Genomic DNA, 12,800 nt, shown 5'->3' with positions numbered 1-12,800 from the left:
AGGAGTTGCCGGTGAACGCCTTACCACCTAGTGAGAGAAGGGTGACCGCTCGGCCGGCGCTCAAGAGAGCTGTTCTGCAATCGCTTTTTCTAGCGGCAGGTGGCGTGTGGCTGGCGTACGGAGTTTTTGACGGCTGGCATTGGCAAAATGTCGAGAAAAATTGGGCATCGACCGACGGGATCATAGAAACCGCATACGTTCGCCGGGCGATGAGTCGTCACGTCAATTGGGAGACCGGCTGGACCTACTCGTATTCAGTAGATGGGCGAAAGTACGAGGCAGAAAGCACTGCGCTGAGCAACGCCTATTTCGTTCATATGTTCGGATCGGAAACGCAAGCGGAAGGGGATGAATACACGCGGCCAGTTAGAAGTGCCGTAACCGTCTACTACGACCCCGTCGAACCGCAACGTTCCGTCCTGGACCTCGCAACAGATAGTTCTCTGGAGTGGCTCACCTTAAGCTTGGCGGCAATGTGTATGGCCCCCGCGATTTACGGGGCATTCGCTCTCCATAAGGCACTCAGAAACCGCCCGTCTGGTAATTGATTCCGCCCACAGTCGCTCTTTGCCAATGTAGCGCCGCGTCCTGAAACACGTGGCCGGCCCCGCCCGAAAATTATTGGCTGCTTTCTGGCTACGCGAAGGTCCGCTCAGGGTCCGTTCTGAGTCGATCGCATCGGGCAGAGGTCGGCCGAGGGTGTGTAAAAACGTCCTGACCGAGCGGTGAGTGCAGCACCGGTGGGAGCGTAGCTGCGTAGTATCAAGACGTGGACGGCCGGCCCGATGGTGCTGTACGAGTAAGGCCGCGTCGGCACTCAAGTTCACGCGCCTGCCAACTTCATTGCCCGCATCGCCTTTTTGAATCCCAGAATCCCGATGACACGCTTGAGGTTGTATGCCAGCACGTGCAAGCTCATTTCTGCAGCAACACGCCCAAGCCCACGCGTCTGGAAGTGGGTCGAACCCATCCAGTGCTTGAGGGTGCCGAACACGTGTTCGACCGTTCGGCGTCGTATCGTCATTGCGTCAATCTGGCGATCCAGCCTGTGCTGCATCGCCTCCAGCACCGCTTCGTGCTCCCATCGGCGAATGCGCCGGTAGGGAGCGGGCGTGCACTGGTCCCTGATAGGGCAATGCGGGCAGGCACTGCACCAGTAGGTGCGCAGTTTCAGCAGGTTGGCACTTTCAACCGAGGTGTATCTGTATATTGCCCGTTCACCCGCCGGACACAGGTACTGGTCATCTTTGGCGATATAGATGAAGTCGGCACGGTCGAACCGCCCGTCAGCCTTGGCGCCGGACGTCAGCGATTTGGGTACCAACGCTGCAATGCCAGCATCGTCGCAGGCCTTGATTTCCGGTGCACTGAAATACCCACGGTCTGCCAGCGCCTTGATCTTCTTCTTTCCCATGGCATCGCGCGCGGCCTTCGCCATCGGGCTCAACTGCGCGCGGTCGCTGCCGACGTTCGTGACTTCGTGAGTCACGATGAGATGGTGTCGGGTATCGACGGCGACCTGAACGTTGTAGCCGACCATCCCGGTGCCTTTGGCCTGCGAGACCATCGAGCGCGAGTCGGGATCGGTTAGCGAGACCTGCTTTTCGGGCAGATCATTCAGCAGCTGTGCTGCACGATCCAGATCGCGCATCTGTTCGCGCAGCGTCTCGATCTTTTCCCGTAGCCGCTCGGTCTTCGCTTCTATCTCGGCCGGTTGAGTGCGATCCGCGGTCTCCAGCGCATCAAGGTAGCGCTGGATACTTTGCTCGATCTGCTCCTGACGTTTTGCGATCTTGTTGGGCGTGAAGTTGTTGTCGCGACTGTTGACCGCCTTGAACTTGCTGCTGTCGATGGCCACGATCGCCTGCGTGAACAGTTTGAGGTCACGGCATAGCATCACGAAGCGTCGGCATACATTGCGAATGCCTTCCCCATTGCCGCGCCTGAATTCGGCAATCGTCTTGAAGTCCGGCGCGAGGCGGCCGGTCAGCCACATCAGTTCGACATTGCGCTGGCACTCGCGCTCCAGACGACGGCTCGATTGCACGCGATTGAGATACCCATAGATATAGATCTTGAGCAGCACTGCGGGGTGATACGACGGGCGGCCCGTGGTTGCAGGCGTGGCCCCTTCAAATCCCAGAAAACCCAGATCGAGTTCGTCTACAAATGCGTCGACAATCCTGATTGGATTGTTCTCGGCGATGAAGTCATCGAGGCATTCCGGCAACAACGTCGCCTGATTGCGGTCCGCACCTTCGACAAATCGCCCCATCTTCGCCTCTCGCGCCAACAGGTTGATCCAGTCTAGGCGACCAAGACGTAGGTAACCAGGGCGTTTTTACACACCCTCGGCCAGGAACTGTCGTTCGTGGTCGCACGACAAACGTCTGTTGTTGAGTGATACCTCGCCATTGGGCGAAGAGAAGACGAACGCGGTCGCTGCGCGGGCCGGCACTGCGGCAGCGAAGGCACACGGCAGTACGCTTTTCGCGCGACTTGCTCTGGCGATGCCTGATACATCACGCGAATGTGCAAGGGCGACATGGGCGTTCTCACGCACTGTTGCCCACCATGTCCACGAGCGTCTCCGATCGGCGTGATCAAGCATGCCAGAAACCACGATCAGTCATTCGGGAACGTGATCTTGAATATCTGCGCCCCGATACCCCGCGTGCCAGCATAGAGGTTGCCACTGCTGTCGACGACCAGCGAGGTAATAAAGTCCGTCGTGTTCGTGAACCGATACGAAACGACGCTGCCGTCGCTGGCAATACGATTAATCACCTGATTGCCCGACGTGTAGATGTTTCCCGCCTTGTCCACGGCGATCGTGCCGGAGGTTTGCAACTGGCTTGCGATCGTTGTGACCGTGCCGTCAGGTGCGACTTTACGGACGGTATCGACGCTTCTTACATAAAGGTTGTCGTTACTGTCGATTGCAAGATCGGACTGCGTACTGAGCGTGAATGTCGCGGCGGTGCCGACTCCATCCTGATTGCCGCTGGCGCTAGCGCCTGCAAAAACCGCCCAGGTATTGCTGCCGACGTTAAACTTCACAATGCGGTTGTTTGCCACGTCCGCTAGAAACAGCGCCCCTTTGCTGTCCATCACGAGACCGCCCAAGCCGACTATCGGATTCGTGCCCGAGCTTTCCCAGTTCGCGAAGAGTTGCTGGTACGCGGCCGAAACAGAGAACTCTTGCAGCAACGCTGCAAATGTCGCTGACGAGCCTGCAATTCCCAAGGCGTTTCCCGACCCATAAATGTTGCCGGACGGATCGATCGCAACGCCGTCCCAAGAGCCTTGAGTCGCCAATGTGACGACCACCCCTGACTGTGTGACCTTCCGAAGATTGCCTCGATCGGACAGGATGATGTTGCCAGACGCATCCGTCGCAAGATGGCCACCTCCCCAAAAAACCGCGGCTGCTCCCGTTCCGTCGGCAGGATTCAGGTTTGTGGTTGCCGAACCCGCGAGGCTGGTCACCGCCAACGCAGACGTCGAAAGAGCACTACTGGATGCCTGCCCGGTTGTGACAACATCGTTCGCCGGACCTGTGGCATTAGCTGGAACTGTGACAACTGCGCCAGCCTGCGTAATGATGGTATCTGAGGACCCGTTAACTGTAACGGTCGTACCGTTCGGCGAAGTAACGATAGTCCCGGCAGGCACGTACACGGAAGTGTTTGCCGTCATGACCGTACTGGAACCAGCCGCCAGGGTAACAGGCGACGACGCAGGGGTAACTGGCGACGCCGTCGATGTGGTCGAACTCGAACTTCCAGACCCACCTCCGCAAGCACTTAGAAATACGCCGCACCACGCCACAATAGCTGCGCGTAGAAAAATCCGCATGTGTTGTTCCCCTTTTCTGATAATTCTTGACTCGGCGACGAGCGGTGTCGGCTTCGGCCGCTACAGCCTATTGTTCTTTGACGCGCAAGGCGCGCGCTTAACAACGTGGTGAGCCCTGCCATTCTGAATAACAGCCACATTCAAAACAAGTCACCAATTATTACGTCTTGTGAAAACGACCGTGTGTTAGCAGTGTGCTTCCGCGCTCGGTAGCAGCACATTACCTGTGCGGATCAGATACGCACCTTGCGCAGCTCTCTAGCACGTTTGATATCGCAAGCTCGTCGCTGGTGAACGACCACGTGGCGCTGGAAAGCACGACTGTGACGGAGGGCGGTGCCGACATTCGAAAGATCTACCCGGAGGGCCGAGCAGGGTCGCGTGCTACCGATCGCAGCCCCGGAAGGTTGAAGCTGCGTATGCAAAATGCGTGAGTCGGCACCCGGCCATAGGCGGTCGGTCCTCCGGCAGCTCCTAACTTCACCCCTATGACCCTTGAACATGCGTTTGCGGACGCATATCGGCGCTCGCAGCCACCGGGTGCAGCGGCAGCCGCGGCGAGCACAAGGTGGCGTGTTCCAGGATACCGCACATGCCACCGCCGCCAAAGCGATTTTCAGATTCGCGAAATCCGTTCCTCAACTTTCATGGCGTCTTCAAGCCGGCCAAGACTTCGGTAGCAGGCAGCGAGGGACTCCAGGCTAGACTTCAGCCTCGAGCCATCAACGCGGCCATGCACGTCGCCCTGTTCGCTTTCCCCGACCGCGCGCTCAAACCACGTCTGCGCCTCGTCGAACTTGCCGACACTGGATAGGCAGTAGCCGACCAGGTGCAGACTCGTGCCCAGACTCTCGTGATCGACGCGGCCATGCACGTCGCCCTGTCCCGCCTCCCGAACCGCGCGCTCGAGCCACGGCCGCGCCTCGTCGAACTTGCCGACGCCGGACAGGCAGTAGCCGACCAGGTGCAGACTCGTGCCCAGACTCTCGTGATCGAGGCGGCCATGCACGTCGCCCTGTTCCTTTTGCGCAACCGCGCGCTCAAACCATGGCCGCGCCTCGTCGAACTTGCCGACGCGGGACAGACAGTTACCGATCAGGTGCAGACTCGCGCCCAGGCTCTGGTGATCGACGCGGCCATCCACGTCGCCCTGTTCGCTTTCCCCGACCGCGCGCTCAAACCACGGCCGCGCCTCGTCGAACTTGCCGACGCTGAACAGGCAGTAGCCGACCAGGTGCAGACTCGTGCTCAAGTTCTCGTGATCGGCGCGGCCATGCAAGTCGACCTGTTCATTTTGCGCAACCGCGCGCTCAAGCCACGGCAGAGCCTCGTCGAACTTACCGACACTGGACAGGCAGTAGCCGACAAAGCCCAGGCTCTTGCCCAGGCTCTGGTGATCGACGCGGCCATCCACGTCGCCCTGTTCCGCTTCCCCGACCGCGCGCTCAAGCCACGACAGCGCCTCGTCGAACCTGCCGACGCGGGACAGGCAGTTGCCGACCTGGTGCAGGCTCTTACCCAGGCTCTCGTGATCGACGCGGCCATCCACGTCGCCCTGTTCCTTTTCCTCGACCGCGCGCTCAAACCACGGCCGCGCCTCGTCGAATCTCCCGATCGAGCACAGAGCGCTGCCCACTGCATGTCGGTCGTACGCCGTCATGCCAAGCTCATCGTCCCAGTCCGCCGGCTTCAAGCGGTAGCTCAGGATCGCCGCGGTCAGCTCCGCATCCGCCGGTGCAGCCTCGACCTGCCCCACCACAGTGAGAAATCGGTCCTTCTGCCTCAGCCGGACAACCCGTAAGCTGTCGGCCAGGGCCTCCTCCTGCGCCGAACGCTGCTCGAGATAGGCGCCGATCAGCTGATGCATCCGCAATTCGGCACCGCCCTCGAGCAGGTGCAGATCGATGCACACATCGAGCTGTCTTTCGAACTCGGTTCGGACCCCGTCGTACTTCAGTTCCAGATGGGCGAACAGCTCATCGCGAACGATGCGTTGCTGCGCGAGAAGCGCCGCTGCGTATAGCAGCAGTCGTACCGATGGATCGAGCGTCTTGAGAACGAGATCGAAGCTGCTGCTCGCCTCCGACGTTATGTCCGATCTGGCGGCATCCAGTCGCCCGCGACGCTGTTCGTACGCCAATGCCCGGGAAGCCGGCACGAGTTCCACCGGCAGCCCATCCGCGCGCGCCGCAAGCTTCTGGCCAAAACTCGCAGCGACGACCTCGCCACCAATCTTTTCGATGAGTTCGAGAGACGTAGCGAGTGACAGCGGCGGGACCGAAAAACTCGGCCACTCATCGCACCAGCGTTCGTTGACGGTCGTCACCAGCACATGGCACGGCATGCCGCTGCGAGGCAGCCACGGCTCGATGGCTTGCTTCGACGATGGGTTGTCATAGATCAGCAGTGTCGCGGCACTGTGCATCGACAGGAGCGTTCGCTCACACCGGTCGGCCAACGGCAGGTCGGATGGAAATTCCAACCCGAGGTTGTTGGCTCCAATCCGCACCAGGTCTTCCGTTTCCGTCCCCCCGTTAATGAAGAACCGGCCGCCCGGGTACTTGTCATGACTGCGTCGCGCGTACTCGCGCGCGAGTTCGCTCTTGCCAACTCCCGGTGGCCCGTGCAGCACGGCAACCTGCTCATGAGCCGGGTTCCCAAGTTCACGAGCAATGTCATCCAGCAGTTCCTCTCGACCGAGAAACGGGACATTGCCGCGCGCCGCGACGTTGCTGCGAAATCGTGCTGGCTGCGGCGGTTTCGCCGGCGGCGCAGGTGTAGCCGGCGATGCAGGTTGGGCCCGCGGGATCGATAGCCGCCTTTCGTATCCAGGATCGTGGGGAAACACGCTCGGGTCGACTGTCCAGATTTCGACAGGGCTATCCTCGTAGCGAATCGGAAACACGCGCAGCGACCCGCTGTCCTCCAGTGTCACGTAGAGCGCTCGATTGGGCCATTTGCGCGTCTGGTATGCGGCACCAGCGGCAAAATGCAGTGTCGTTCCGGTGATCGACGTGACCGTGTCGACGTCAGTCTCATGCAAGTGACCTCGCAATACGACGTCGAGATGGCCTTGCAGGCTCGCCCTTATATTCGACCGTTCGACATCGCTGAGCCAGTCGAGCGGATGGTGAATCAGTGCCAGTTTCAGGTCGACCTCATGCGCCCCCAGTTCGTTCAGGGCAGCGTCGAGGCAACGACGGCCAAGCAGCAGCTTCGCGTAATCACTTTCGTCCTGGCAAAACAGTGCGCTGTTCAGGCTCAGCACGGCAATGCGACGGCCATGTACTTCCACTAACTCGACAGGCCCACAGGTCGAAGTATCCGGCAAGCGCCGGACGCCCGCGAAGTACTGCTCGTGCCATTGGCTGAAGGCGCGCAACTTAAGGCTCAAGTGCGGCTTCGGCATGTCCGGGGAGAAGTACGCGTCGGAGTCTTCCCGCGAACCGAGCGTCCGCGCAAGTCCCACACCCTGACTTCGATCGACGTCGTGATTGCCCGGAACAACAAACAGGCAACGCCGTTCGAGGTCAGCTGCCTCGAGCAACGCATCGAAGAAGCGGGTTGCCTGCTGATATTCCTGCGGCTTGCCCGACTGTGCGATGTCGCCGGTTGCGAATATCAGGTCGCAGCGCCGGCCGGTGTCGCGGAAAGTGCGCACGGACCCAATCAGCGCACGCAACACGACATCACTGTCGTACGTGTCGCCGCTGCGAAAGTGGAAATCGGAAACGTGCAACCAACACAGGTCCATCGGCCACCTCGTTTTGCGGAACGCCAAACGACGTGATTCTTAGAATAGCTCGACACCACCGGATGCGCTCACTCAGCGGCGTAAATTATCCGCCCACGCCTCAGCGGCAGCGGCATCGGCTGCCAGCGCACCTGGGTCAGTTCGCTTCCGGGTCGACCACGGCCCTCCACATCGAGTATCCATCCGCCACCAGGCGACACTGATGCCCGCGGCCTTCAGATTGGTCGAGCGTCCGCTTCCTCCGTGCAACGGCCATCGCATGGCCGAACCTCTCCATTTCATGCAACGAAATACCCGCAATGCGAACGAGCATGGCGCGCTCGCTACCGCCCGGCGAATGCTCGCCCTTCCAACATCGAAGCGGCGGCTCGGCAGTCGCGGCGATACGCCCGTGGATGCTTGTCCACGAGGTTCAATTGTGCCCAGCACCACGCCAAAACCAGGGGATTACCCGTAACGAGATACCGCGAAGTTGACATCGCCGAGGTGACTGACGTTAAATAATAAAAAGCGTTTTTAATAGGTAAAAAGATGCAGTCCGAGAACCTGTCGTATGCCCTTCACACCCCCGTCACCGAGGCCCTCCCGTTGGTGCTCGATTCACCCCACAGCGACTTCACGCTGCCCGAGGATTTCCAACCGGCAGCACCGATGGAAGCCATCAGGTCCGGCTGGGACGCCTATCTGGACGACCTGTGGGCCGGCGCCGTCCAGCACGGTGCGACGCTAGTCTGCGCGAAATTTCCGCGCACTTACATCGACGCGAATCGGGCTGTGGATGACATCGACGAACTGCTGCTTGCGGAGCCCTGGCCGCATTCCAGTCATCCGACCGACTACAGCCGCCGCGGCCAGGGGCTGATTCGGCGCTATGCGCTGCCGAACGTGCCGATGTATGACCGGCTGCTCACTGTCGCGGAGATCGAGTACCGGCTAAACACGTATTACCTTCCTTACCGGGCGGCGGTCAGCGACGCCATCGAAACTGCGAGGAAGAGGCACGGCCACGTCTGGCACATCGATCTGCACTCGATGAAGTCGAAGGGCAATGCGATGAACACCGACGCCGGCAAAGCCCGTCCGGATTTTGTGATCAGTGACCGGATGGGTACGACGAGCGACCCGAAAGTCACCGGGTTCATTGCGGATAGCTTCCGGGAACTTGGATACACGGTGCTCGCGAACGAGCCGTACAAGGGAGGAGACATTGTCCGCACCTACGGCAAGCCAGACCGGAATCAGCACAGCGTGCAGATCGAGATCAACCGGGCCCTTTACATGGACGAACGAACGTGTGAGAAATCGTCGCACTATCCTCGCCTGAAGGAACACATCAACCAGTTCCTCGAGCGTTTCGTTTCCCGGATTTCCACGCCGTCCCCCGCATTTTGATGAACGAATACACTGTCGCCTCGGTCGACTCAGCGCTAAAACTCCTGGCCATCGTCGCAGACCATCCCGGACTCGGCGTCAGCGAACTGGCAGAGCGTGCCGGTCTTAACACCTCGCGTGCGTTCCGCCTCCTCTCGACACTTGCAGAGCATCGGCTGATCGAGCGTTCGAGCGACCCGGCGCAATACAAACTCGGCACCCAGGCGCTGGTCCTGGGCATTGCGGCTGGACGGCAGATCGACCTCGCTGCGGTATCACAAGCTCCGTTGATGCGCCTCGTCGAAATTTTTAACGAGGCCTGTCAGATTCGGGTGCGCGATGGGGATGAAACGGTTTGCATCGCCCGCGTTGAATCCTCTCACGCAGTGCGTGTGCACGGGACCATCGGCAACCGTCGCCCGATTCATGTGGGCGCCTCTGGCAAATTGTTGCTTGCGTACACCCCGGAGACGGAACGGGAAGTGCTGCTGAACCGCCAACTTCGCGCGTACACAGGCGAGACTCGCGTCGATGCCGACTCGCTACGAAGCGAACTGGAACAGATTCGCGCCCAAGCCTATTCAATCAGTCATGGCGAAGCCACAAGTGGTGTCGTTGCGATTTCGGTCCCCGTGTTCGCATCGAACCAGCACGTGCTGGCTGCGCTCGGCATTTCCATTGTCGAGAGCCGGTTTAAGCCTAAGGGGCTTGCGGACCTGATCGAACACATGACAACCGCCTCGCGGGAGATTTCCGCGTTGCTCGGACACAAGTCTAACTAGCAAGCCCATGACCACCGCCATGAACAGCCACGCCACACCCGAACCCCAGGTCGCGACGCAGAAGCGCTCCTTGCATCCCATCCTGATGATGCTCGGGATCCTGCTGTTCGCGATGGCTCTAACTTACCTGCTGGACGCGGGGCAGTTCAAACGCGTAGGCAACCTCGTCGAGCCGGGAAGCTATCAGCACATCGAGAAGTCGAACGAACTATCGACGATTTTTGCGCTGTCGGTGCCGAAGAGCACTGCGGTGCGTGCCTATCCGGCCACCTTCGTTTCGCTGTTTCACGCAATTCCCGAAGGCATGGCGAAGACGTCCGCGCTCGTGTTCATGGTGATGTTCGTCGGCGGCATGTTCGAGGTCTTCAAAAAAACCGGCGCGCTCGATTCCGGGTTGAACCGGCTTGTCGCTGTCTCTCGAGGCAATCTATACGTACTCGCGCCAGTCCTCATCGTCATGGTCGGCCTCGGTAGCACCTTTCTTGGACTGATGTCCGAATACCTCGTGCTGCTGCCTGTCGTGCTTGCCTTGGGCGAGCGCCTGAAGATCAGTCCGTTGCTTTCACTCGCCATGCTGGCGTTCGGTGCCAAGCTCGGTTACATCGCGTCGGTGAGCAATCCTATCGTGTTGCCCGTAGCACAGGGCATTGCATCGGTACCCCTGTTCAGCGGCGCGGCGGTGCGCGTTGCCGTGTTCGTGGTCTCGATGGCCATTGCCGTAGCCTATTTTGTGTATCGCCTGAACAGGAGCGGCTATACGATGATGACGGAACCGCCGCCGCACACGACGATGTCGCTACGTCACAAGCTTGTGCTCGCGGTGATGGCCGGCGCCGTCGTGGTTCTGGTATGCGCGGCGCCCGAATTCAAATGGCACAACGCCGAACTGAGCGCGTTCTACATCTTTCTCGCCGTGGTGATTGCGTTCGCCGGCAAGCTGGGCGCGCGCGAAACTGCCGATGCATTCGTGCAAGGGATGAAGGGAATGATGCTCGCCGCGCTGCTGATTGGCCTCGCGGCAACAATCGAGTTGATCCTTCAGCGCAGCCTCGTGCTCGATACCGTCATCGACAAGCTGGCCTCGCTCGTGAACGGCAAGCCACCTGCCGAGGTCGCTTCGGGCATCATGGTCATCGAGGCCATTCTGGACCTGCTGGTTCCGTCGACATCCGGCAAGGCAGCCATCAGCATGCCGATTCTCGCCCCAATCGCGCACATTTCAGGGCTCAGTGGGCAGACCTGCGTGCTCGCCTTCCTCCTCGGCAACGGCATCATGGGCATCGTCAATCCGGCGTCTGGCCTGACGCTCGCGTTCCTCGCGATCTCCAGGGTGGGCTACGGGCAGTGGGTGCGCTTTGCGATGCCGCTGGTCCTCGCGCTGAGCGTCATGGCCGTCGTTACGGTCACGGCCGCTACGAGCTTCGGTTACTAGGTGTTCGCTCAGCAGGTCGGGAGTCGTGCCTGCCATATCGCAGTTCCAGTAAATGTGCGCTTGCAGGCGTCCACAATGGCTGAGCAGTGAACGATGTTAAGCGTACACATACGACCGGGTTGATGATTCAATTCGCTAGTCGGATACGGACGTCGTCAGGGCGGCAACCTGCCAGCGGACGCACTGACGCCAAGCACTGTCTGACCATCACTGGCAAGGTCGCATTGGTAAATGATCGGCGTATAGATGCCGACGTCGTTTCGGAACTCGGCCTTATCGCCCACGTATGTGATGTTGCCGCCCGGCTGATCGGTCCAGCGAAAGTAACTGAATTTCATCTCGTTGGGGGCCGCAGTCCATCTCACAGCGTGCGTCGCAAGTCGCTCGATCGGCACCTTGCAATAGGTGTCGGCCGCAACGATCTCTTTCTCTGCGAGGCATCGGAGGTCGTCCGCGCAGCACGACTGGGCTTGATTCATCGGGTCGTGGCCATCTTTGGCGGCATAGGTCGAAACGCAACACCCGCTGATCAACGATACGACCATAAGAATCGCTACGCCGCCCCTTGTCTTTCCCGAGCCGGTCCGCTGCTTTACCCCGGGCGCGCCATACTTGACGCACTTCGTCGGCTTGCCGCGAGCCTCGCTCCCGCATTCCTTGCATTTGACCAACGCCATCAATTCCTCCGATCCACATCTCATCGGGCAGTTGCCCAACAACGAATGAGATTCATCCCGAGAACTCTGAAATGCTCACCCCTTTTTTCGTCACAACTCTCTTTGCGAATGGTTTGGCGGCCAGGAGCGAATAACACCCTTCCAGATTAGAGGTAACGCGTCTGTCCGCAAGAAATATTGTTATTCCAGTGGATAATGGAGGGTCCCGGATTCGTCCTGCCTGGTCACAACCCCGCGCAACGGGTGCACGTCGAGCTACCCTCGCGCGTACCTGTCGGCCAATGCGCTGACATGGATGACCGTTGTCATCTGTGGATTCGACCGGCGGCAGTGGGTCGATCGAGGTGAGATCGGACGAACAGGAGATGTCTTCATAGTGCGCCTGCCCCGGCAGCAGTTACCCGGCGAGCGCCCAACCAAGGAAAAAATTGACTACCGTAATTCTGAAACCCGACGAGCCCGTGGAAGTTGCAATACGCCGTTTCCGTCGCGCGATTGAGCGCACCGGCTTGATTCCGGAGCTTCGTGCCCGGACAGCCTACGAAAAACCTACCGCAGAACGCAAGCGCAAAAAGGCTGCTGCAGTGGCACGACTGCGCAAGCAGATCAAACGGTCGTTGCCGCCGAAAAAGCGGTACTGACCGGGAACTGCCGGGCAGCCATGCTGAAGCGACCGTCTAGTGCCCCGTCGGGTGTCTCACGTAACCTCCGCATGGGGAACCGGCTCTGATCTGGGCCGAGTGGCCGGTTAAATCCGCCTTCGCACACCGGCCACTTGATTTTCTGCGATCGATAGACAGCTTCACGCCCTGAGTCACTCAGTCAAGCTTTTTTGGGGGCAGGAGATTTGCCTCGCCTCGTCCTCGCCCATCACCTTCCCTTTAATCCGGAATGACTTCATCCGTCTCCCACGCAACAAGCATACG

9 protein-coding genes are annotated in these 12,800 nt (G+C 59.9%); 5 read left to right on the top strand and 4 right to left on the bottom strand.

Annotation, left to right across the window (positions count from 1 at the left end):
• Positions 1–11: 11 nt before the first annotated feature.
• The gene (locus L0U84_RS24600; protein WP_233853531.1) at positions 12–548 is read left to right on the top strand and encodes a DUF3592 domain-containing protein; all 537 of its coding nucleotides are present in this window, start codon (positions 12–14) and stop codon (positions 546–548) included.
• A 275-nt stretch (positions 549–823) separates the two neighbouring features.
• Here the strand turns inward: L0U84_RS24600 and L0U84_RS24595 are convergent, their stop codons facing one another.
• The 3 genes from L0U84_RS24595 to L0U84_RS24585 all read right to left on the bottom strand — a co-directional run bounded on the left by L0U84_RS24595 (position 824) and on the right by L0U84_RS24585 (position 7,612).
• Complete coding sequence (locus L0U84_RS24595; protein WP_233849473.1) at positions 824–2,275, bottom strand: IS1182 family transposase; 1,452 nt, start codon at positions 2,273–2,275, stop codon at positions 824–826.
• A 350-nt stretch (positions 2,276–2,625) separates the two neighbouring features.
• The gene (locus L0U84_RS24590) at positions 2,626–3,495 is read right to left on the bottom strand and encodes a hypothetical protein (RefSeq protein ID WP_233853529.1); all 870 of its coding nucleotides are present in this window, start codon (positions 3,493–3,495) and stop codon (positions 2,626–2,628) included.
• A 979-nt stretch (positions 3,496–4,474) separates the two neighbouring features.
• Positions 4,475–7,612, bottom strand: a complete 3,138-nt coding sequence (locus L0U84_RS24585; RefSeq protein WP_233853526.1) for a tetratricopeptide repeat protein — start codon at positions 7,610–7,612, stop codon at positions 4,475–4,477.
• A 531-nt stretch (positions 7,613–8,143) separates the two neighbouring features.
• Here L0U84_RS24585 and L0U84_RS24580 point away from each other — a divergent pair.
• Genes L0U84_RS24580 through L0U84_RS24570 form a run of 3 tightly spaced genes read left to right on the top strand, consistent with a single transcriptional unit; the run spans position 8,144 to position 11,197 of the window.
• Positions 8,144–9,004 carry an N-formylglutamate amidohydrolase gene (locus L0U84_RS24580; protein ID WP_233853524.1) on the top strand — a complete coding sequence of 287 codons (861 nt, stop codon included), beginning with the start codon at positions 8,144–8,146 and terminating at the stop codon, positions 9,002–9,004.
• Complete coding sequence (locus L0U84_RS24575; RefSeq protein WP_233853521.1) at positions 9,004–9,765, top strand: IclR family transcriptional regulator; 762 nt, start codon at positions 9,004–9,006, stop codon at positions 9,763–9,765. Before L0U84_RS24580 ends, L0U84_RS24575 begins: the two co-directional genes overlap by 1 nt.
• Positions 9,766–9,784: 19 nt before the next feature.
• Positions 9,785–11,197, top strand: coding sequence for a YfcC family protein (locus L0U84_RS24570; RefSeq protein WP_233853519.1), 1,413 nt, complete (start codon positions 9,785–9,787; stop codon positions 11,195–11,197).
• A gap of 155 nt (positions 11,198–11,352) precedes the next feature.
• Here L0U84_RS24570 and L0U84_RS24565 read toward each other — a convergent pair whose 3' ends face one another.
• A complete protein-coding gene (locus L0U84_RS24565) occupies positions 11,353–11,874 on the bottom strand; it encodes a zinc ribbon domain-containing protein (RefSeq protein WP_233853518.1) in 522 nt (173 codons plus the stop codon).
• A gap of 428 nt (positions 11,875–12,302) precedes the next feature.
• On the opposite strand from L0U84_RS24565, the gene rpsU reads away from it, so the two are divergent.
• Positions 12,303–12,515, top strand: a complete 213-nt coding sequence (rpsU, locus tag L0U84_RS24560) for a 30S ribosomal protein S21 (protein ID WP_233853517.1) — start codon at positions 12,303–12,305, stop codon at positions 12,513–12,515.
• Positions 12,516–12,800 lie beyond the last annotated feature (285 nt).

The organism is Paraburkholderia sp. HD33-4, assembly GCF_021390635.1.
GTDB lineage: Bacteria > Pseudomonadota > Gammaproteobacteria > Burkholderiales > Burkholderiaceae > Paraburkholderia.
Note: the sequence above shows the minus strand (reverse complement) of the source record. Positions and strands in the feature narration are given on the sequence as shown.

Excerpts from the sequence above, each read along its gene's own strand:
- L0U84_RS24585 (WP_233853526.1), bottom strand. The coding sequence starts at position 7,612 with ATGGACCTGTGTTGGTTGCACGTTTCCGATTTCCACTTTCGCAGCGGC.
- L0U84_RS24595 (WP_233849473.1), bottom strand. The coding sequence starts at position 2,275 with ATGGGGCGATTTGTCGAAGGTGCGGACCGCAATCAGGCGACGTTGTTG.
- L0U84_RS24580 (WP_233853524.1), top strand. The coding sequence starts at position 8,144 with ATGCAGTCCGAGAACCTGTCGTATGCCCTTCACACCCCCGTCACCGAG.
- L0U84_RS24575 (WP_233853521.1), top strand. The coding sequence starts at position 9,004 with ATGAACGAATACACTGTCGCCTCGGTCGACTCAGCGCTAAAACTCCTG.
- L0U84_RS24570 (WP_233853519.1), top strand. The coding sequence starts at position 9,785 with ATGAACAGCCACGCCACACCCGAACCCCAGGTCGCGACGCAGAAGCGC.
- L0U84_RS24565 (WP_233853518.1), bottom strand. The coding sequence starts at position 11,874 with ATGGCGTTGGTCAAATGCAAGGAATGCGGGAGCGAGGCTCGCGGCAAG.